The sequence below is a fragment of the Endozoicomonas sp. 8E genome (assembly GCF_032883915.1).
GTDB lineage: Bacteria > Pseudomonadota > Gammaproteobacteria > Pseudomonadales > Endozoicomonadaceae > Endozoicomonas_A.
In genome coordinates, this window is sequence record NZ_CP120717.1 from 4,148,738 (window position 1) to 4,173,105 (window position 24,368).

The 24,368-nt window shown below is 48.5% G+C and carries 6 protein-coding genes; all 6 read right to left on the minus strand.

Going from position 1 to position 24,368, the window contains the following annotated elements; genetic code table 11:
- Positions 1–5 precede the first annotated feature (5 nt).
- A complete protein-coding gene (locus P6910_RS13740) occupies positions 6–3,473 on the minus strand; it encodes a PEP/pyruvate-binding domain-containing protein (RefSeq protein ID WP_317141859.1) in 3,468 nt (1,155 codons plus the stop codon).
- A 159-nt stretch (positions 3,474–3,632) separates the two neighbouring features.
- Complete coding sequence (locus P6910_RS13745) at positions 3,633–8,513, minus strand: DUF4116 domain-containing protein (protein ID WP_317141860.1); 4,881 nt, start codon at positions 8,511–8,513, stop codon at positions 3,633–3,635.
- Between the two features lie 550 nt (positions 8,514–9,063).
- Positions 9,064–12,768, minus strand: a complete 3,705-nt coding sequence (locus P6910_RS13750; protein ID WP_317141861.1) for a DUF4116 domain-containing protein — start codon at positions 12,766–12,768, stop codon at positions 9,064–9,066.
- Between the two features lie 134 nt (positions 12,769–12,902).
- On the minus strand, positions 12,903–16,157 hold the full coding sequence (locus P6910_RS13755; protein WP_317141862.1) for a PEP/pyruvate-binding domain-containing protein: 3,255 nt from the start codon (positions 16,155–16,157) through the stop codon (positions 12,903–12,905).
- 191 nt (positions 16,158–16,348) lie between these two features.
- Entirely contained in the window at positions 16,349–20,197 is a 3,849-nt protein-coding gene (locus tag P6910_RS13760; RefSeq protein ID WP_317141863.1) for a DUF4116 domain-containing protein, read from the minus strand.
- A 518-nt stretch (positions 20,198–20,715) separates the two neighbouring features.
- Positions 20,716–24,195, minus strand: a complete 3,480-nt coding sequence (locus P6910_RS13765) for a DUF4116 domain-containing protein (RefSeq protein WP_317141864.1) — start codon at positions 24,193–24,195, stop codon at positions 20,716–20,718.
- Between the last annotated feature and the right edge of the window lie 173 nt (positions 24,196–24,368).

Here is a 24,368-nt window from a genome sequence, read left to right on the forward strand (position 1 = left end):
AAATACTATCGGCAAATGCCATTTGCCAATTGAATAATGTCTTTATCGCTTCGGAGCCCTTCACCGGCATAACACAAAACTCCGGGAGATTCTGCGACAGCGGCCATGACGATATCTCTATCATTCCTCAGCACCTCATTCAAATATCTCAGTTCCATGGGATATTTTGAAATAACAGCTAATACAAAGTCTTTATCATTCCAGACTCGTTGGCTGGCATATTCCAGTCCATGTTTGAGCAGGGCATTCCTGAGCTTTTCTTTATGATCCCCAAGCGGTTGGCCTGGTGCCGCATAAAACTCCAATTCGTGACTGAAAGATGGATTGATAACAAAGTATTGATCTCCAAGGTCATACACTTGCTCAACCAATCTGGTAGCACTTTTAGGTTCGAATAATAAAAAATGATGTAACAGCTCCCTGCGGATGTCCTCACTCATCTCTTCAGTCATAAAGATGTCCTGCAGACTCTCTTCGGGTTCTTGATTAAAAAACAATGACCACTGATGCGCGCCTAAACGCCGGGCATGATGGGTAAACTGTTGGTGGTGGTTGCTCAATAAACTGCAGAAAGCGGCAGTCGTGTAGCGACCACCCCTGAGCCAATAAAACATGACGAAAAGGCAATGTTGAAAAGCGAATCTATCCGCGTCTGTCGCAATATCACAATTAAGACGCTGTGCAAGCAAGTTAAAGTCCCACTGACCGCCTTCAAAAATGGGTGAGCACTTCAAGCGAATATCCATATTATACATAGCACGTAACACAATGATCAGTTTTTGGAAGGCATTCCGCATGGTTTCAGATAATTTCATTCGCGGGCATTCGACGATAATCTCACCCGCTACTGCGTTGCAACTTAGCTTCATGCTATCAGCATTTTGATCCAGTTTGATCTCTTTCAGTAATTGCGCCAGAAACCACATACGTCTGAACTTGCCGGATTTATCACGGTCATCAGGCCTGTCAAATTGATCAGAAAATGTCAGCCGCAAGGTTCGACCTTTCCCCCCCTCTGCACACTCAAGCAGCTCGATAACACCCACATGACTTCCAAGATCCAGGTTAACAATCGAGGCTTCATTCATAATGATGACAGTCCCTGAAAGCCTTAACTCTTCCATAAGTGCTCTGAGGGACGGCATCAATATCGGTGTTTTTTCGCCCGGGATCGAGCAATCGACGTAGTTGATTCCCCTTTTACTGGTCAGATTGCCCTGACCCGAGGCCATAGCGACCGGTGCCAGCCCTTTTACGAAGCGCTGATGCAGGGCAAAAATCAGCTCATGGACACTCCGGACCTGCTCAGCCTTGCCGGGGTCGAGTGCCTGAAGGCAGGATTGCAACTGATGGCAGTCTGTCACCCATTTACTAAAAATTACCGGGGATATCTGCCCTTTTTCAGTGGTCTGCACTGGTAGGATGAAACGCTTTAACTCTGATCGGATGATCCGTTTCAGTGTCTCGAACCGGTTGCTCAGTTGCGGTAATTCTTCCTGCAGTGACTGGAGTTGAGGTGAATCGCTGTTACCCGCCAACGACAAGAATGCTCTGTAGCCATCAAGCAGTTTTTCAGCCCCGTAAACCAGCCGGTTTACGGTGTCTCTGATCTCTTCCAGGATCTTGGTTCGTTGCGGCGACATGCTCAGTTTTATCGGGTTTGCCAAACAATCCAAACCGCTGCCGGAGGCAAAAAATGACAGCAGGCGTGCATTTTGATCCGTGAGCCACTGAAAACCGCTGGCAACCTTAAGGAAAGCACCTTCAGGGGGCGACAAATCATCCCGTGACGGAACGGCTTTGTGTGACGGCACATCAGAAAAAGCAGAGGTCAGACTTCTATAACTGGCCAGTTTTCCGGTGAGGTCACCGGAAACAATAAAGGCACCCGGCTTACCCTTAAAGCGGGCGCAAGCCAGCGTCGCCTGTTGGCCACCCCCGGCGGCCACAGCCGCAAACTTTTCACCGGCCAGCATTAAAGTTTTTCCTTTCTGTTTCATGAGGATCGCTACATGATCATTGAATCCTCCTTCAGCCATGAAAAATCCTCCCGCCCGCTCCAGAAACTCGGGCTTCAGCATCCACTCTTCAGCATGGTGGGCCACGACTATGGCTCCGTGTGGCATAGACTCTGCCTCTTGTTGTTTGGCCAGCCAGAGGGGTCCGGTGCAAAAGCCTTCGCTGACACCCTCGCCAATGGCCAGAGTCTCTTCGGGTACAGGCATGGCAAAATCCATACCGCCAGAAAGTCGGGTAACAGGGCGCACCTGTAACAGGAAAAGTTGACCCTGATGATCGATGGCAAACTCCACATCTACAGGGCAGAACAACAGGCTTTCCAGTATTGTCACCACATCTCTGAGTCTTGTAATCATCTGATCACTGAGTTCCTGTCCACCGTCGTCTGACTGAGCATCAACATTTTCAATGGTTATTTCCGAATAGCCATTATTGTTCTTGTACAAGATAAAGTGACTTGAGAAAGTCCCGGGAAAGTATTGAGAGCTGCAAGCTTCTTCTTTACGATCCCCGCGATAAATATCAATGCGGTGGGGCGTGTTACCGGACTGCCCTGCCACTACGCCTCTGGGTTGACCGGGTGTGTACTCAACCCTGACGGTATTATCCTGAAAGGATTGAAAGCTCATCGCGACCCCACCATATTGGCAGTCAATACACTGTTGAATGACCAACGCCATGGGTTGCGGTATACCTTCGGAGCAGACTTCAGGCCGGTAAGCTGAGGCCATGACCTTAAGGCAGGTAGTTAAAACATCCTCTTCTTCCTGAACTAAAGAGAGGTATTTGCCCGCCTGGGCGTCGCCGTAGTTATCTTCATTGATGCCGGAACTGCGGACAATAACCGGCTGTGATCTGGAGACGTCGTCAAGCTGACAGCGCAGAGCCCTGATTTGTTGGGCCGCTTCAGAATCTTTAACCTGTTGGTAATAGTCATCACTGGCAATAAATTCTGCCAAACCCGACAGCCACTCATCCCTTTTGGTTTGCTCTGAAGGCGGCAAGGTATTGAGGTATTCCCGAATGTTCCTGAGGCTGGTCTCCGCCAGCGGTTCATCAACAAACCCGGGGAAATAGTGGTCTAAAAGAGGGGTATCGAGTGGGTGTTGTTCCAGCGCATTCATGACTTGAGCAGTAACACATTCGAAGGGCGGGACAGACAGACCGGCTGCTTTCATGCGCCACAAAAACATCCCCTTGCCCCCGAATAGTTCCCGTTTGCAGGGAGAATGGTCAACAGCCTGACCTGAGACAGCTGAATGACAGGTGCGCTCGGTCAGCAACCTTGGGTCGGCAATACCACTGGGATCAAGATCATCGAAATAACTTGCAGGTGAATGACCAGCCCCGTTGGATCGAGTGCCAGCCCCGGTATTCTGATTTGGATTCGTTGCCAGGCTTTCGGGATCTGATGCTTTAAAAGTAGCATTAGACATCCCTCTCATAATGTTCATCTATAACTCAATAGCTGATGCGTTAATTAATTGCTTTATTAGACATTGATATTTTTATAGAGTTCAACCGTCAGGCTGAAGTTTGCATCAGGGAAAAGAACAATAAACACGGATTGCACCAGTCAACAATGTCAGATTAGATCCGTGCTTGCTCGCAGATTAACTGATGTATTGAAGAACTTCGGAGTTTCTTTGTATTGCTGCCTCGACAAAATCCTGATTATCTTCAAGTTCGAAAGCAACAAAATTGAAAACATCAGAATCCTGCTCAATTAAGTCCAGCATATAGTCAGGATCCTTCAATAACGTTTTATTGACATATCCCAAGATATTAATATTGATAACCATTAACGTTTTAATAATGCTTTTATCGCTTCGAATTCTTTCACTGGCATACCTCAGAGCTGCTGGATAATTTTTGATAGCGGCCATTACCACCTCTTCATTATCCTGTGGTTTCGGGCTGGCGTATCGCAGTTGATAACCATCCCGGGTGACTGCAGCCAGAACGACCTCTTTATCACTCTTGAGTTCTTCACTCAAATACACCAGATTATATGGATCTAATGAAATGGCTGCTAATACAAGGTGTTTATCATTTCGAATCCCCTGGCTGGCGTATTTCAACCCACCCCTGAGCATAACACTCCTGATCTTTTCTTCGTGATCCCAGGGCGACTGCACCGGTGGAAGATCAAACTCCAGGCTGTAAGCATAGGACGGCTTGATAACGTAGTATTGACCTTTCAAATCAGGATACACAAGATCAACCCACCCCATAGCCTTAGCGGGATGTAACAATAAAAAATGATGCAGTGGCTCCCTGCCGATGCCCTCAGCGTTTTTATCACTCATTAAAACTTCCCGAAGATTGTCCTTCGAGTTAACGAGCCGTCGACTATGATCAATAAAGCGTTGTTGATGGTTGCTTAATAACGGGTAGCAACCGGGATTAATGCCGCTTCTGTTACTATCAACCATTAAGAAAAGGCAATGTTGAAAAAAGAATCTATTGGCTTCTGCCGACACATCGCTATCAAGGCGTTGTGCAAGCAAGTCAAAGCTCCACTGATCGTCTTCAAAAATGGTTCTTCCCTCTAAAAACTCATCCAGCTCATAAATTGAATCTAACGCTATTATCAACTTTACAAAAGCATCCTGCATGATTTTACGTGATGTCAACCGGGAATATTCGACGATCAATTCACCCGCTATGGCGCTGCAACTTAGCTTCATGCTATCAGCGTGTTTATCCAGTTCGATGGCTTTCAGTAACTGCGCCAGAAACCACATACGTTTCAACTTGCCGGGTGCATCACTACCATCAGCATCATAAAATTTTTCAGCAAATTTCAGTCGCAAGGTACAGCCTTTTCCTCCCTCAGCGTTTTCAAGCAGCTCGATAAGGCCTACAGGATCTTCCAAATCCAGGTTAACAATCAAGTTATCATCCTTACAGATGACTGTCCCATTAGAAAGCCTTAGCCCTCTGAGAGATTCTCTGCAGGACGGACTCAATACCGCTGCCTTTTCACCCGGGCCACCCGGAGTCGTACAATCAACATAGATGAAGTGCCCGTCTCTGGATAGCATACCCTGAGCCGAAGCCAGACTGACCGGTGCCCGGGTCTTTGAGAAGTACTCATGCAAGTCAAAAATCAGGCGATTGACACTCCGGGCCTCCTCAGTCTTCAAGAGGTTAAGAGCTTGAAAACAGGATAGGATGACCTCTTTATCACTCTTTAGTTCTTCACTTACATAGTCCAGGTTGTATGGATGTACGGCAATGGTTGCCAATACCAGGTCTTTATCATTTCGAACCCGTTGGCTGGCATATTTCAGTCCTTGCTTGCGCAGGACAGTTTTCATCTTTTCTTTTTGATCACCAAGCGACTGACCCGGTGGAACCTCAAAACTCAGGCTGTAACTGAAAGACGGATTGACAACAAAGTATTGACCTCCCAGGCTGTATACATCTTCAATCAATGGAGTCGCTTTATTGGGATCTAACAATAAACAATGCTGTAAGAGTTCCCTGCGGATGTCCTCAGCCATATTATCACTCATTAATATGTCCCAACGATTGTTCTTTGATTGATCAAGCCGCCGAGCATAATGAATAAACTTTTTATGTTTTTTGCCTAGTAACCGTTTTAATAACCGCAAACAATCCCGAATAATGAAATCCCCGATACCATAAACCATTACGAAAAGGCAATGTTGAAAGGCGAATCTATTGGCTTCTGCCGAAACATCGCTATCAAGGCATTGTGCCAGCAATTGAAAACTCCACTGATCCCCTTCAAAAATGGCTATTCTCTTTAAGTCCACATCCAGATTCTTAATTAAACGTAACGCCGTTACCAGCTTTACAAAGGCATTCTGCATGATTTGACGTGATTCCATTCGGGGGCATTCAACGATCATTTCACCTGCTATGGCATTGCAACTTAGCTTCATGCTACCAGCGTGTTTATCCAGTTCGATCACTTTCAGTAAATGCGCCAGAAACCACATACGTTTCAACTTGCCAGGGGCATAACGGTCATCAGCCCTATCAAACTGGTCAGAAAACTTCAGCCTCAGGGTACGTCCTTTCCCCCCCTCTGCGTTTTCAAGCAGCTCGATAAGGCCCACATGATACCCTAGCTTAAGGTTAATAATCAGAGCATCATCCATGATGATGACAATCGCTGGACGTTGGGATTTTTTGAGGGCTGCTTTGCAGGACCGACTCAAGAGCGGTGTCTCTTGGTCCGAGCCACCCGAAGTACTGCAATCAACATAGGTGATGTCTTTTTTCCAGGATATCCTGCCCTGACCCGAAGCCAGAGTGACTGGTGCCAGTGCCTCTACAAAGCGCTTGTGCAGGGCAAAAATCAGATCATGAACACTTCGGACCTGCACAGCCTCCCCGGGGTTGAGTGCCTGAAGACTGCATTTTAGCTGATGGCAGTCGGCCACCCACTGGCGAAAAGTTCTCGCAGATAACTGGCCTTCTTCGTCCGATTGCTGAGGAAGGATGATACTCTCTAACACCGATCCGATGATCTGTTTCAGCGTCCTGAACCGGTCGATCAATTGCGGTAACTCTTCCTGCAGTAACTGGAGCTGAGTTGAATCACTGTTCTCCGCCAACCGCAAGAATGCCTGGTACCCGTTCAGCAGTGCTTCAGCCCCATAAACCAGCCGATTTACGCTATCTCTGGTCTCTGCAAATAAATTTATTCGTTGTGGCGACATGCTCATTTTTACCGGGTTTGCCAGACAATCGAGTCCGCCACCGGTGGCAAAAAATGCCAACAGGCGGGCGTTTTGATTCGAGAGCCATTGAAAGCCGCTGGCAACCTGACTGAATGTGCCTTCGGGGAGGGACAGATCATCCCATGACGGGACGGCTTTGGCTAACGGCACATCAGAAACAGCAGAGGATAGACTTCTGTGACTTACCAGTCTTCCGGTAAGGTCGCCGGCAACAATAAAGGCACCGGGCTCACCATTAAAGCGGGCACAGGCCAAGGTCACCTGTTGGCCAACCTGAGCGGCCACGGCCGCAAACTGATCACCGGCCAGCATCAACGTTTTTCTTTCCTGTTTCATCAGGATCGCTATGTGATCATTGAATCCCCCCCGTGCAAAGACGAGCCCCCCTGCCCGCTTCAGGAATTCACGCTCAAGCATCCAGTCTTCAGCCTGTGGGGCCAAGACGATGGCTCCCTCTGGCATGGAATCTACGGGTTGATTTTTGGCCAGCCAGAGGGTTCCGGTGCAATAGCCTTCGCTGACGCTATCGCCAATGGCCAGGGTCTTTTCGGGTATGGGCATGGCAAAATCCATGTCGCCGGAGAGCCGGGTAACAGGGCGTACCTGCAACAGGAATAGTTGTCCCTGATGATCGACAGCAAACTCCACATCCACGGGGCAGAGCAACAGGTTTTCCAGTTCTGTCACCGCCTCCCTGAGTTTTGAAACCATGTCATCAGTAAGTGAATGACCAGCGACGTTTGATTGAGGATTCGCATCATCAATTCTTGTTTCCAAATAGCCGTTATTATCCTTGTTCCTGTGCAGGATAAAGTGACTTGAGATCGTCCCGGGAAAGTATTGGTAGCTGTCAGCTTCTTCTTTCAAACCCCCGCGATAAATATCAATACGGTGGGGTGTGTTACCGGACTGCCCTGCTACCACGCCTCTGGGCTGACCCTTTGTATACTCAACCCTGACAGTATTATCCTGAAAAGATTGAAAGCTCATGGCGACTCCACCATATTGGCAGTCAATGCACTGTTGGATGATCAGCGCCATGGGTTGTGGAATAGCTTCGGCGCAAACTTCAGGCCGGTAAGCCGAAGCCATGACCTTAAAACAGGTTCGCAAAATATCCTCTTCTTCCTGAACTAAAGAAAGGTACTTTCCTGCCTGGGCATCGCCATAATTATCTTCATCAATGCCAGAACTGCGGACAATAACGGGCTGCGATCTGGTGAGTCTGTTCAGCTCAGTGCCCAGGCCCCTGATTTTTTGAGCGGCTTCAGAATTTTTGACCTGTTGGTAATAGTCATCACTGGCTACAAATTTTGCCAGACCCGCCAGCCAGTTATTCCTTTTGGTTTGCTCTGAGGGCGGCATGACACTGAGGTATTCCCGAATGTTCTTCAGGCTGGTCTCTGCATCCAGTTCACGGTCAATCCCGGGGAGATAGTGGCCTGAAAGATGGCTATCCAGAGGCTGTTGTTCAAGCGCATTCATGACCCGGACTGTCACACATTGGAATGGTGGAACAGGCAGACCGGCGCTCTTCATGCGCTGCAAAAACATTCCTTTGCCCCCTAATTCTTCCCGGTTGGCGGGAGAACGCTGAGCAGCCTGATCTGAGACAGCTGAACGGCAGGTGCGCCTGGTTAGCGGCGTCTGGTCTTGAAGGTCACCAGGATCAAGATCACTGAAATGCCTTTTGCGTGAACGATGAGTCTCTGCATCCTGATTGGGAACAGTGGTCAGGCCACTGGGACCTGATAGGTCTGTAGCAGGAGGTAACATCAAAATATCCCTCTCAGGTTCTTATTCATCCATGACTTAATCGCTATGGAAGTACTCAACCATACGAAATCATATTTTCTGACTCATTGTTCAGGCACTCGCGGCAACTGCTCCTGCGTTGCTCTAGCGGCCTGTCGGTGTCGGACTTGAGCGTCCGTAGCGAGGATTGCAAGAAATTGAGGATAAAAATCTCTGTTTCTGAGGAGAATAGCGAGCTATTTGACGAAGAAACAGGGATTTTTAGACCAATTTATTGCAACCGCAGTAGGACAGTCTTAAGTCCGACAGGCTGCTAGCTCCTGCATCCACGCAGTCGTGCTGCGTTGCAACTCTGGTCACATAGCTTGTATGTTCCCGTCGTTGCGCCTTGCAGAGCACCTGCCCAATAAGCCAGAAATATTCGATTCCGTATGGCTGAGTACTTAAAACGTTTGGTACTTTTGACAATGATATTTTTATGAAGTTCACCACTCAGGCTGAAGAGCACAACAGGAAAGCGGCAATAAGGTGTGGCAAGACGACTTGAACCGGTCAACGTTTTCAGAGCCAATCAGACCTTATCCGAAAGTTTCCTGATGTATTTAATAACTTTGGGGTTTCTGTGTCTTGCTGCCTCAATAAAATCCTTATCCTGTTCAAGCTCAAAAGCAACATATTTGAAAGCTCGATGATTTTTTGCAATTAAGTCCAGCATAAAATCGCGATCACTCAATACACTTTCACTGGCATATTCTGAGTATTGAATATCGTTAGCCATTGCGATTTTAATAATATTTTGATTGCTTCGCATTTTTTCACTGACATACCTCAGAGCGTCTGGACATTGTTCGACAGCCGCCATTACCACCCTGACATTATTCTTAAGTTCTGGACTGGCATATTGCAGCTGATTGCCATCTCGAGTGACTGATGCCATGACGACATCAGTATCATTCCTCAGTTCTTCATTCACGTATTGCAGTTGTTCGGGATGTTTTGTAATGGCGGCTAATACAAGTTCTTTATCATTCAGAACCCGTTGGCTGGCATATATCAACCCATGCATGAGCAGGGCATTCCTGACCTTTTCTTTATGATCCCCGGACGGCTGTCCCGGTGGAGCATAAAACTCCAATCTGTAACTGCAGGATGGATTGATCACAAAGTATTGATTTTCCAGGCCATACAGACGTTCAACCAATCGAGTGGCGTAACTGAAGTTTACCAATAAAAAATGATGCAGGAGTTCCCAGCGAGTGTCCTCAGCGATCTCATCACTCATTAGCATTTCCCGCAGGCTGTCCTCCGATTTTCGTCGCCAAAAAATTGCCCGCGTGCACTCACCTAACCGCTGTGTATGTTCAGTAAAACGCTGAAACTGATCGCTCAATAACCCCCGGCAAGCCGGAGTGATGCACCAACCTTGTTTGTAAAACATTAAGAAAAGGCAATGTTGAAAGGCGAATCTATCGGCTTCTGTCGCAACATCTCGATTAAGCCGTTCTACAAGCAAGCTAAAGTCCCACTGGCCTCCTTCAAAAATAACCCTATTCCGAAACTTTAGATCCAGTTCAGCCATTGAATCTAACACAATGATCAGTTTTTCAAAGGCATGCTGCATGGTTTCACGTGATGCTATTCCCGTGCATTCAACAGTGATTTCACCTGCTACAGCATTGCCATTCACATGCATGCTATCGGCATCTTTGTTCAGCTCGATTGCTTTCAGTAACTGCACCAGAAACCACACACGATTAAACTTGCCGGTTTTTCCAACACCATCAGGTGTATTGAATTGGTCAGAAAATTTCAGCCGCAGGGTTCGTCCTTTACCCCCGTCTGCGTTCTCAAGCAGCTCGATAAGGCCCACGTGACATCCTAACTCGAGGTTAACAATTACGGCTTCATCCATACTGATGACAGTCCCTGAAAGCCTCAACCCGTCCATGGATGCTTTGCCTGACAGTCCCAATAGCGATGACTCTTCACCCGGAGTGGTAAAATCAAAATAGGTGATGTTCTTATTTGTAGATACCTTGCCCTGAACAGAAGCCAGAGTGACGGGGGCCAGTGCCTCTACGAAACGTCGATGCAGGGCAAAAATCAGCTCATGGACACTCCGGACCTGTTCAGCCTGCACAGGGTCCAGTGCCTGAAGACAGGATTGCAGCTGATGGCAATCTGCCACCCACTGACTCAGGATTCCCGGGGATACATGCCCTTCTTCAGCGGCCTGGATTGGCAGGGTAATACTATCTAACCCTGACAGGATGGTCTGTTTCAGCGTCTTGAACCCTTTGCTCAGTTGCGGCAATTCATCCCGCAATGACCTGGTCAGGTGTGGTCGACTTTTTCGAGCCAGCCTCAGGAATGCCCTGTATCCAGCTAACAGTGCTTCAGTTCCATGAATCAGCCGCTTCACGCTATCTCTGGTCTCTGCCAATTGCTTTGAGCGATCTGGCGACATGCTCAGTTTTACCGGGTTTGCCAGGCAATCCAGTCCACCACCGGAGGCAAAAAATGCCAAAAGCCTGGCATTTTGATCCGTTAGCCATTTGAAGCCGCTGGCGACATGACAGAACTTGCCCTCAGGAATTGATAAATCCTCCCGGGACGGAATCGCACTCGCGCAAGGCACATCAGAAAAAACACTTGCCAGGCTTCTGTGGCTGACCAGTTTGTCTGTCATGTCACCGGCAACAATAAAGGCTCCGGGCTTGCCTTTAAAGCGGCCACAGGCCAGTGTCGTCTGTTGGCCATTCTCAGCGGCAAATACCGGACTCTGATCATTGGTCCGCATTAAGGTTATTCTTTGCTGTTTCATGAGGATCGCTACATGATCATTGAATCCTGCTCTGGCAAAGACAAAGCCCCCCATTTGCTTCAGGAACTCCGGCTCAAGCATCCAATCTTCAGCGTGGTGGGCGACGACAATGGCGCCTTGTGGCATACCGTCTTTTTCTCTTTTTTCAGCCCGCCAGAGGGGGCCGGTGCAATAGCCTTCACTGACACTCTCGCCAATGGCCAGGGTCTCTGCGGGTATGGGCATGGCAAAAACCATGTCGCCCGCGAGCCGGGTAACAGGGCGTACCTGCAGCAGGAACAGGCGACCCTGATGATCAACGGCAAACTCCACATCCACGGGGCAAAGCAACAGGTTTTCCAGCTTTATCACCGCCTCCATGAGTTCTGAAACCGTTGTATCCGTGAGTTGCAGTCCACCGTCGTACGATTGAGCATCAACATTATCAATTATTGTTTCCGAATAGCCGTTATCGTTCTTGTGCAAGACAAAGTGACTTGAGATCGTCCCGGGAAAGTATTGATAGCTGACCGCTTCTTCTTTGCGATCCTTGCGATAAATGTCGATGCGGTGGGGCGTGTTACCGGTCTGCCCTGCCACTACGCCTCTGGGTTGACCCGATGTAAACTCTGCCCTGAGGGTATTATTCTGAAAAGATTGAAAGCTCATGGCGACTCCGCCGTATCGACAGTCAATGCACTGTTGGATGATCAGGGCCATAGGTTGCGGTATACCTTCGGAGCAGACTTCAGGCCGGTAAGCTGAAGCCATGACCTTAAGACAGGTTCGCAAAATATCTTCTTCTCCCTGAACTAAAGAGAGGTATTTGCCCGCCTGGGCGTCGCCGTAATTATCTTCATTGATGCCGGAACTGCGAACAATCATGGGCTGTGATGCAGAGAGTCCGCCCACCTGACTGTGCAGCCCCCTGATTTTTCGGGCCGCTTCAGAATCTTTAACCTGTTGGTAATAGTCTTCGCTGGCAATAAATTCTGCCAGACCCGCCAGCCAGTTATTCCTTTTGGTCTGCTTTGAAGGTGGCATGGCATTGAGGCATGCCCTGATGTTCGTCAGGCTGATCTCTTTCCCTGCCTCAAGTTCATATTCAATCATTGGGAGATAGCGGGCTAAAAGCCCGGTATCCAGAGAGTGTTGCTCAAGCGCGTTCATGATTCGGGCTGTCACACATTCAAATGACGGAACAGTCAGACCGGCTTTTTTCATGCGCCACAAAAACATTCCCTTACCCCCCAGTTCTTCCCGCTTGGGAGGCGTCTGATCTGAAACAGATAAACGACAGAGACGCTTGGCTAGTGGCGTTTCGCCAATCGAAACGCCACTGGAATCAGAATCACCGAGATGCCTTTTGGGCGAACTATCAGTTCCTCTGGATGGACTGCCAGCCCGGTTATTCTGACTTGAATAAGCTGTCAGGAGTCCATCATTCGATTTATCAGAATTGACATTTAACATTAAGATATCCCTTTCATAACGTGAATCAATAACTGGTACCTCAATAAAGTTCAACCTTTGGTCTGAAACAGGCACCAGTAAAAATGACAATAAGTTCAAGGTTGTCAGAATAGATTCAGACCGGATTCACAAAATTATTGATCGTATCTAAAAGCAAAGTATTCATCTCGCAGCCGTTGACTGGCATATAGAAGCCCATTCTTCTGAAAGGCTTTCTTGACTTTTTCTTCATGTTCCCTGAACGGCTGATCGGGTGAAACAACAAACTTCAACTGGTAATCTTCTGATGGTTCGATAATAAAACTTTTACCCCTCAAATGGGGATACACATCCTCAACCAATGGAATAGTCCATCCGGGATCAACTAATAAAAAATGATGCAAAAGTTCCCTGCGGGTGGCCTCACCGATATCATCACTCATTAGCACTTTCTCATAAGAATTCTCCAAATTAACTAACCGCCGGGAATGATCAATAAATTGCACCTGCTGGTCGTTTAATAACCGGTAGCAACCGGGAAGAATGTCATATTGCTCACTACAAGCCATTAAGAAAAGGCAATGTTGAAAGGCGAATCTATCGGCTTCTGTCACAAGATCACTATCAAGGCGTTGTAGAAGCAGGTTAAAGTTCCAGTTAACTTCTTCAAAAATGCTTTTATCCTCTAAAAAAAGATCCAGATTCTGAACAGCAAGCAGAGCTGTTATCAGTTTTTCAAAAGCCTCCTGCATTTTTTCAGGTGATGTCATTCGCGGGCATTCGACGATAATCTGCCCTGCAACGGCGTTGCAGCTTAGCTGCATACTATCAGCATTTTTATCCAGGTCGATGGCTTTCAGTAACTGCACCAGAAACCACATACGTTTCAACTTGCCGGGATCCTCACTACCATCGGGTGTAATAAATGTGTCAGAAAATTTCAGCCGCAAGGTTCGTTCTTTTCCCCCCTCTGCCTTTTCAAGCAGCTCAATTAAGCCCCAGTGTTCGCCAAACTTCATGTTAACAATCAAGGCACCCTCCATAGTGACGACCGTCGCATGACGCACTAATCTCTTGAGAGATGTTTTGCAGGACGCACTGATTAGCGGTACTGTTTCACCCGGGGTCGAGCACTGAACATAAGTGACGTTCTTTTCCATAGATATCTTGCCCTGACCCGAGGTCAGTGTGACCGGTGCCAGCGCCTCTACGAAGCGCTGATGCAGGGCAAAAATCAGCTCATGGACACTTCGAACCTGCTCAGCTTCTCTGGGGTTGAGTGCTTGCAGAGAGGATTGCAGCTGGTGGCAGGCAGCCACCCACTGACGAAACATTCCCGGGGAGACCAGCCCTTCTTCAGCGGCTTGCATTGGAAGAATGATACTGTCTAACTCTGATCCCACAGTTTCTTTCAGCTCCACAAACCGGTCCATCAGGAGAGGCCATTCATCCCGCAATAACATGATATGGGGAGAACCCTTTTTTCCAGCCAGCCGCAAGAATGCCTGGTAACCTTCCAATAGAGCTTCAGCCCCATAAATCAGCCTTTTTACCCCGTCTACGGTCTCTTCCAGTCGCTCTGTACGTTGCGGCGACATGCTCAGTTTTATCGGGTTTGCCAGACAATCCAGTTCGCTGCTGGCGTCAAAGAATGACAGGAGCCGGGCGTTTTGGTCCGTGAGCCATTGAAAGCCGCTGGTAACCCTATAGAAAGTGCCTGCAGGAGGGGACAAATCATCCCGTGACGGGAGAGTTTTTGCTAAGGGAACCTCAGCAAAATCAGAGGACAGACTGCTGTAACACGCCAGTTTTTCGGTATAGTCACCGGCGACAACAAAGGCGCCGGGCTGACCCCTGAAACGGGCACAGGCCAGCGTCGCCTGTTGGCCAACGAGCGCATCCATTGCCGCAAAATGACCACCAACCAGCATCAAAGTTTTTCGTTTTTGTTTCATGAGGATGGCTACATGATCATTGAATCCACCTTCGAGAAAGACAAAACCCCCTGCCCGCTTCAGAAACCCGGGCTCAAGCATCCAGTCTTCAGCGTGGTGGGCCACAACAATGGCTCCCTCTGGCATAGAGCCTGCTTCTCGTTTTTTTGCCAGCCAGATGGGTCCGGTACAGTAGCCTTCGCTGACGCTTTCGCCAATGGCCAGGGTCTGTTCGGGTATAGGCATGGTAAAATCCATGCCGCCAGAGAGTCGGGTAACAGGGCGCACCTGTAACAGGATCGGGCGACCCTGACGATTGATGGCAAACTCCACATCCACTGGGCAGAACAACAGGTTTTCCAGTCTTGTCACATACTCAATGAGTTCTGAAACCATGTCATCAGTGAGTGCATATCTGCCGTCGTCTGATTGGGCATCGGCATCAAAAACCTCAGTTTCCGAATAGCCGTTATCATTTTTTTTCAGGATAAAGTAACTTGAGATCGTCCCGGGAAAGTACTGGGAACGGTTAACTTCTTCCATGCGATCCTCACGATAAATATCAATACGGTGGGGCCTGTTACCGGACTGCCCTGACACGACACCTTTGGGCTGACCCAATGTGTACTCAAGCCTGACGGTATTCTCCTGAAAGGATTGATAACTCATGGCAACCCCGCCATATCGACAATCAATGCACTGCTGGATGATCAGTGCCATCGTTTGCGGTATGCCTTCGGAGCAGACTTCAGGCCGGTAAGCTGAAGCCATGACCTCAAGGCAGGTTCGCAACACATCCTCTTCTCCCTGAAGTTTCGAGAGGTATTTGCCCGCCTGGGCATCGCCGTAGTCATCTTCATTAACGCCAGAGCTGCGGACAATAATCGGCTGTGATGGGCAGAGTTCTTCCAGCTGAGAGCGCAGGTCTCTGATTTCCCGGGCTGCTTCAGAATCTTTAACCTGTTCGTAATAGTCATCACTGGCAATAAATGATGCCAGACCCGCCAGCCAATCATTCCTTTTGGTTTGCTCAGAAGGCGGCAAAGTAGCGAAGCATTTCCTGATCTTCGACAGGCTGATCTCTGCATCCAGTTGATCAGGAATCCAGGGGAGACAGCGGGCCAGGCGATGGCGATCCAGGGGCTGATGTTCAAGTGCATTCATGACCTGGGTTGTCACACATTCAAAGGGTGGAACAGGCAGACCGGCTTCCTTCATGCACTGCAAAAACATTCCCTTACCCCCAAGCTGATGTCGGTTGGGGGGAGAATAGTCATCAGCCTGATCTGAAACCGGTGAACGGCAAAGACGATCGGCTAACGATGTCTGGACGGGAACGCTAGTAGGATCAGGATCACTGAAATAGCTTTTGTGTGTACTCTCAGCCCCGTCGGATAGACCCTCAGCCCCGGGAATCTGATTTGAATTGGTTGCCGGAGTCGGAGAATCTGCCCTTTGAGAATAAGCGGGTAACATCAAAATAGCCCTCTCATGTTATTATTCATCCATGTAACTCAATGACTGGAAGGTCAATAAACCTTTGACAGTCGTTTTTTTATAAAGTTCACCACTCAGGCTGAACCACGCAATAGTGGAAACAGCAATGAGCTGTCAACACAGTTGGCACTGTTTAACGTTGTCAGAATAAATGAAACCTTGTTCGGAGCTTACTTGAGGTGTCGAATCAGTTCAGGGTTTCTTTTTTTTGCTGCCTCAATAAAAGCCTTATATTGTTTAAGCTCACCAGACGCATAATTGAAAGCACTAGAGTTCTGTTCAATTAAGTCCAGCATATACTCCCGGTCATTCAATAATGTTTTCCTGACGTTTTGTAGAATATTAATATTAACGGCTATCAGGTTTTTAATAATCTTTTTATCGCTTCGGATTCTTTCACTGGCATAAGACATAGGTCCTGAAAAATCGGCAACTGCAGCCCTGACAATCTCTTCATTATCCCGAAGTCTCGGGCTGGCATATTCGAGACATATGCCATCCTGTGAGACTGCGAACATGACAATTTCATAATTATCCCGAAGTCTCGGGCTGGCAAGTTTTAGATAACTGCTATGTCTATTGACTGCAGCCATGACAATTTCATAATTATCCTGAAGTTTCTGGCTGGCATATTGCAGAGATGAGCCTTTTTTAGTAACTGCGGCCATGACGACCACTTCATCACTCTTGAGTTCTTCACTCGCATATTTCAGGTTATCTGGATGTCTTGCAAGGGTCGCTAATACAAGGCTTTTATCATTTCGAACCTGCTGGCTGGCATATGTCAGCCCTTCCTTCACCACAACATTCCTGACCTTTTCTTTGTGATCGGGAAGCGGCTGCCCCGGTGGCACATCAAACATCAGCGTATAATCGCATGATGGTTTAATAATATAGTATTGGCCTCTCAAACGACGATAGACAAGCTCAAACAGTGGAGTCGCCTCATCGGGATTGAGCCATAAAAAATGATGCAGTACCTCCCTGCGGGTGTCCTCATCCACCTCACCACTCATTAACACTTCCGAAAAATTCTTCTCCGATTGAAAGAACCGCCGACTATGATTAATAAGCTGTTGTTGATGGTCACTTAAGAACGAGTAGCAAGCATCTGAAATACCGATCGCATCGGAGTAATATAGTGTGCATAAGCCATGTTGAATTAAGCATTTTTGAAAGGCGAATCGATCGGCTTCTGTCATAACATCGCTATCAAGGCGTTGTGCAAGCGAATTAAAGCACCACTGATCTCCTTCAAAAAGGGTTATATTACGTAAGAACAGATCCACACTGTGGGTTGAATACAATGCCGTTATCAGTTTTTCAAAAGCCTCCTGCAGGATTTTACGTGATGACATTCGGGAGCATTCAACAATCATTTCACCCACTGCGGGATTGACACTGATCTTCATACCATCTGCCTCTTTATCCAGTTCAATTGCCTTCAGCAACCGCGCCAGAAACCACATACGCTTCAACTTGCCGGGTTCCTGATAGCCATCAGGGCTCTGAAACTGGTCTGAAAATCTAAGCCGCAAGGTTCGTTCTTTCCCTCCTTCTGCGCATTCAAGCGCCTCGATAAGGCCAAAATGATGCCCAAGCTCCAGGTTAACCATCAAGGCATCATCCATACTGACGACAGTTACCGGATGCATTGATTGTTCAACCAATGCTTTGCCGGACAGCCTCAATAACGGCACCTTTCCACCTGAGCCACCCGGAGTCGTGCAATCAACATAGGTGATTTTCTTTTCTGTAGATATCCTGCCCTGCCCCGAAGCCAGAGTGACCGGTGCCAGTGCCTCTACAAAGCGCTGATGCAGGGCAAAAATCAGCTCATGGACACTTCGGACCTGCTCAGCTTTCCTGGGGTTGAGTGCCTGAAGATCGGATTGTAGTTTATGGCAATCGGCCAGCCATTGACGAAAGATACCGGGGAATAGCCGCCCTTCTTCAGCGGCTTGCATGGGCAGAATGACACTCTCCAGCCCTGATTGGATAGTCTTTTGCAACGTCTCGAACCGGCTGATCAGTTGCGGCAATTCATCCCGCAATAACTGAACCTCGGGCGAACCTTTCTCACCCGCCAGCTGTAAGAAGGCCCGGTAACCCTGCAACAGGGCTTCAGCCCCATAAACCAGCCGATTTACGCTGTCTTTAGTCTCTGCCAGTATCCTGGATCGTTGTGGCGACATGCTGAGTTTTAGCGGGTTTGCCAGACCATCCAGTCCGCCACCGGGGGCAAAAAATGCCAGCAGGCGGGCATTTTGATCCGTGAGCCATTTGAAACCGCTGGCAACCTGAAGGAATGCGCCTTCAGGAAAGGACAAATCATTCCGCGAGGGGACGGCTTTGGCTAACGGCACATCAGAAACAGCAGAGGACAGGCTTCTGTGACTGGCCAATGTTCCGGTAAGGTCACCGGCAACAATAAAGGCACCGGGCTTATCGTTAAAGCGGGCGCAGGCCAGTGTCGCCTGTTGCCCAACCTCAGCTTCCACTGCCGCAAGCTGCCCACCGGCCAGCATCAACGTTTTTTGTTCTTGTCTCATAAGGATCGCAACATGATCATTGAATCCTCCTTTGGCAATGACAAAACCACCAACCCGCTTCAGGAAGCCGGGCTCAAGCATCCAGTCTTCAGCGTTTGGGGCCACGACAATGGCACCCTCTGGCATAGAGTCTGCCTTTTGTCGTCTGGCCAGCCAGAGCGTTCCGGTGCAAAAGCCTTCACTGACACCCGCACCTGTGGCAATGGTCTCTTCGGGTATGGGCAGGGCAAAATCCATGCCGCCAGAGAGTCGGGTAACAGGGCGCACCTGCACCGGGAACAGCAGACCCTTACGATTGATGGCAAACTCCGCATCCACGGGGCAGAACAACAGGTTTTCCAGCGTTGTCGCCATCTCTCTGAGATCTGAGACCGTTTGATCACCAAGTAACTGTTCACCGTCGTCTGGCTGGACACCGGAATTATCAATTCTTGTTTCTGAATAACCGTTATTGTTTTTGTTCAGGACAAAGTGACTTGAAATCGTACCGGGAAAATATTGATAGCTGTCAGGGCCTTCCTCGTGAAAAATATCGATACGGTGAGGCGTGTTACCGGACTGCCCCGCAACCACACCTCTGGGCTGACCGTGTGTGTACTCAACCCTGGTGGTACCATTCTGAAAAGATTGAAAGCTCATGATGACCCCGCCGTATTGGCAGTCAATACACTCCTGGATGATCAGAGCCATGGGTTGCGGTATGCCTTCGGGGCAGACTTCAGGGCGGTAGCCTGAAGCCATGACTTTCAGACAGGTACGCAAAACATCCTCTTCTCCCTGAACCTCAGAGAGGTATTTGCCTGCCTGGGCATCGCCATAATTGTCTTCGTTGATGCCAGAACTGCGAACAATAATCGGTTGTGACAGGGAGAGTTTGTCCAGCTGAAGACGCAGGTCTCTGATTTGTTGGGCCGCTTCAGACTCTTTAACCTGCTGATAAAAGTCATCACTGGCAATAAATTCTGCCAGCCCCGTCAGCACCCCGGCTCTTTTGATGGGTTCTGTAGGTGGCAAAGTATTGAGGTATTCCCTGATGTGCGTCAGGCTGCTCTGCACACCCGGCTCATAGGCGATATCGGGAAGATAGCGAGTTAAAGAGTGAGGATCCAGAGGGTGTTGTTCAAGCGCATGAACGAGCTGAGTTGTCACACATTTGAACGCTGGAACACGCAGACCGGCTTCCTTCATGCGTTGCAAAAACAGTCCCTTACCCCCAACCTGGTGCCGGTTGAGGGGAGAATTGTCATCAGCCTGATCTGAAACAGATGAACAGCAGGTGCGATTGCTAAGGCACGTCGGGTCTTGAACGCCAGTGCTATCAAGATAACTGAAATATCTTTTGAGGTAATTAACAGCCCTGCCGTATAAACTACCAACCCTGCCGGATGAACTACCAGTCCCGGTAATCTGATCTGGATTCGTTGTTGGACTCCGAAGAGCTGACATTTGAGAATTAGTAGGTAACATCAAGATATCCCTCCCATGTTAATATTCATCCATGATTCAATGGAAAAAACGTCAATTAACCTTCTGACAATAATTTTTTTATAAAGTTCAGCTTAAGTACTCAGCCATACGGAATCGAATATTTCTGGCTTATTGGGCAGGTGCTCTGCAAGGCGCAACGACGGGAACACAGCAAGCTATGTGACCAGAGTTGCAACGCAGCACGACTGCATGGATGCAGGAGCTAGCAGCCTGTCGGACTTAAGCGTCCGTAGCGAGGATTGCAAGAAATTGAGGATAAAAATCTCTGTTTCTGAGGAGAATAGCGAGCTATTTGACGAAGAAACAGGGATTTTTAGACCAATTTATTGCAACCGCACGACTGCATGGATGCAGGAGCTAGAGCAACGCAGGAGCAGTTGCCGCGAGTGCCTGAACAATGAGTCAGAAAATATGATTTCGTATGGTTGAGTACTTATACCTGCGATCCTTCAACACCGCTTTACTGACATATCTCAAGATATCAAAACTGGGCCCCATTAAAGCTTTGATAATATTTTTTTATTGCTTCGGATTCTGTCACTGGCATATTCCAGGGCTTCTCGATAATCTTCCATAGCGGCTATGACAACCTCTTCATCATCCCGCAGTTTGGGGCTGGCATATCGCAGGCAATAACCCTCTCTGCTGACTGCAGCGAGGACGACCTGTTTATCACTCCTCAGCTTTTCACTGACATATTCCAGGCTATATGGATCTATTGCAAGAGCCGCTAAAACAAGGTCTTTGTCATTTCGAATTCGTTGGCTGGCACATTCTATGCCATGCTTGAGCAAGAAACTCCTGACCCTTTCTTTTTGCCCCCCGAGCAACTGCATCGGTGGCACATCAAACTCCAGACTGTAACTGTAGGACGGTTTGATAACGTAGTATTGATCTTTAAGATGAGGATACAAGAACTCAACCCATTGAATAGCGTTACCAGGATGTGACAATAAAAAATGATGTAATAGCTCCCGTAAGATATCTTCAGAGACCTGATCACTCATTAATACTTCCCAAACATTGTCCTTCGATTTGACCAGACATCGACCTTGATCCATGAACTCTTGTTGATGCTTGCTTAATAACTGGTAACACTCTGGAACAATGCCATCTCGGCTACTATCAACCATTGAGAAAAGGCAATGCTGAAAGGCGAATCTATTAGCTTCTGCCGAAGCATCGCTGTCAAGACGTTGTGCATCAAGACGTTGTGCAAGCCGGTTAAAGCTCCACCGACCTCCTTCAAACAGAGTTATTGGACTTAAGCAATGATCCAGACCCACTAATGAACACAATGCATTTGTCAGTTTTACAAAGGCCTCCTGCATGTTTTCGCGTGATCTCATGCGAGTGCATTCGACGATAATTTCACCCGCTACAGCGTTACAGCTTATCTTCATGCTACCTGCATTTTTATCTAGTTCGATCGCTTTCAGTAACTCCACCAGAAACCACATGCGTTTTAACTTGCCGGGTGAACCACTGCCATCAGCACTATGAAAACGGTCAGAAAATTTCAGCCGCAGGGTTCGTCCTTTCCCCCCCTCTGCACGTTCAAGTAGCTCGATAAGACTCACATGAGTTCCTAACTTCAGGTTAACAATCAAGGCTTCATCCATACAGACGACAATCGCTTTACGAAACACTAATCCTTCGAGGGATGCTTTGCAGGCTGGACTCAGTAGCGGTGCCGTTTCACTCGGAGTCCTGTGATCAACATAGGTGATGCGATTTTCCAGAGAGACCTTGCCCTGACTCGAAGCAAGAGTGATCGGTGCAAGCGCGTTTACGAAGCGCTGATGTACAGCAAAAATCAGTTCATGGACACTCCGGACCTGCTCAGCCTGAATGGTGTTGAGTGCTTGAAGACAGGATTGCAAATGATGGCAGTCTGCCAGCCAATGACGAAAAATTACCGGAGATAGCTGCCCGTCTTCAGCAGCTTGCATTGGCATAATGACACTCTCCAGGCCGGATCGGATGGTCTGTTTCAGCGTCTCAAAGCGGTTGGACAAGTGCAGTAATTCATCCAGCAATGGCTCAACCTGGGATGAACTGCTGTCGCCCGCCAGCCGCAGGAATGCCTCATAACCCTGCAACAGCTTTTCAGCTCCATAAATCAGTCGGCTTATGATCTCTCTGGTGTCTGCCAATAACTCTGATCGTTGCGGCGACATGCTCAGTTTTATCGGGTTTGCCAGACAATCCAGTCCGCCGCCGGAGGCAAAAAATGCCAGCAGGCGGGCATTTTGATCCGTGAGCCACTGAAAACCGCTGGCGACCTGACAAAGTGCGTCTTCAGAGGGAGACAAATCATCCCGTGACGGGACGGCCTTTCCCGGCGGCACATCAGAGAAGGCAGAGGATAAATTTCTGTGACTGGCCAGTTTTCCGGCCAGGTCACCGACAACAATAAAGGCGCCGGGCTCACCGTTAAAGCGAGCGCAGGCCAGCGTCGCCTGTTGGCCATCCTGAGCGATCACAGCCGCATACTCATCACCGGCCCGCATCAAGGCTATTTTTTCCTGTTTCATGAGGATCGCTACATGATCATTGAATCCGGCTTCGGCCAGCACAAAACCTCCTGCCCGTTTCAGGAAGCCGGGCTCAAGCATCCAGTCTTCTGCGTGCCGGGCGACGACAATAGCGCCCTTTGGCATAGAGTCTGCCTGTGGTTTTTTAGCCAGCCAGAGTGGTCCGGTGCAGAAGCCTTCACTGATGCCCTCGCCAATGGCCAGAGTCTCTTTGGGTATGCACATGGCAAAATCCATGCCGCCAGAGAGTCGGGTAACAGGACGCACCTGCAACAGGAACAGACGACCCTGATGATCGATAGCAAACTCCACATCCACGGGGCAGAGCAAAAGGTCTTCCAGTTTTGTCACTGCATCCCTGAGATCTGAAACCATTTTATCAGTGAGTTTCTGTCCACTGTCGTCTGATTGAGCATCGGCATTATCAATGATTGTTTCCGAATAGCCGTTATTATTCTTGTGCAAGACAAAGTGACTGGAGATTGTTCCGGGAAAGTACTGATAGCTGTGAGCTTCTTCTTTGTGATCTTGGCGATAAATATCAATACGATGGGGCCGGTTACCGGACTGCCCTGCCACTACGCCTCTGGGTTGACCACGTGTGTACTCAACTCTGATGGTATTTTTCTGAAAAGATTGAAAGCTCATGACGACACCGCCGTATCGGCAATCAATGCACTGTTGGATGATCAGTGCCATGGGTTGCGGTATGCCTTCGGAACAGACTTCAGGCCGGTAACCTGAGGCCATGACCTTAAGGCAGGTACGCAACACGTCCTCTTCTCCCTGGACTTCCGAGAGGTATTTGCCCGCCTGGGCATCGCCGTAGTTATCTTCGTTGATGCCGGAACTGCGGACAATAACAGGCTGTGATCTGGAGAGCTTGTCCAGCTGATGGCGAAGAGTCCTGATGTGTCGGGCCGCTTCAGAATCTTTAACCTGTTCGTAATAGTCATCACTGGCAACAAATTGCGCCAGACCCAGCAGCCAGTTATCCCTTTTGCTTTGCTCTGAAGGCGGCAAGGCATTGAGGTGTTCACGGATGTTCTTCAGGCAGGTCTCTGCCTTCAGTTCACGGTCAATCCCGGGGAGATAGTGGTCAAGGTTATCCAGAGGGTGTTGTTCAAGAGCATTAATGACTTGAGCAGTAACACATTCGAACGGTGGCACAGACAGGCCAACTTTCTTCATGCGCTGCAAAAACATTCCCTTGCCACCAAGTTGTTCCCGGTTGGCGGTAGAACAGCCAGCAGCCTGGTCTGAAACAGGTGACCAGCAGTTGCGCTTGCTTAGCCACGTTGGGTGGGAAACGTCACTGAGATCAAGATCACTGAAATACCTTTTGAGGGAACAACCAGCCCTGCTGGCTGAACTACCTGCCCCGGTATTCTGCTCTGGGTTCGTTTTCGGTATTTGAGAATCAATAGTTTCAGGCAACATCAAGATATCCCTCTCATATTAATATTTATCCATAATTCAATGGCTAACGCCTAAAAAATCACCTATCTCTCATAGGACAATAATTTTTTTATAAAGTTCACCACTCAGGCTGAACCAGACAACAGGTGAAACAACAATGAGCTGTCAACACAGTTGGCACTGTTTAACCTTGC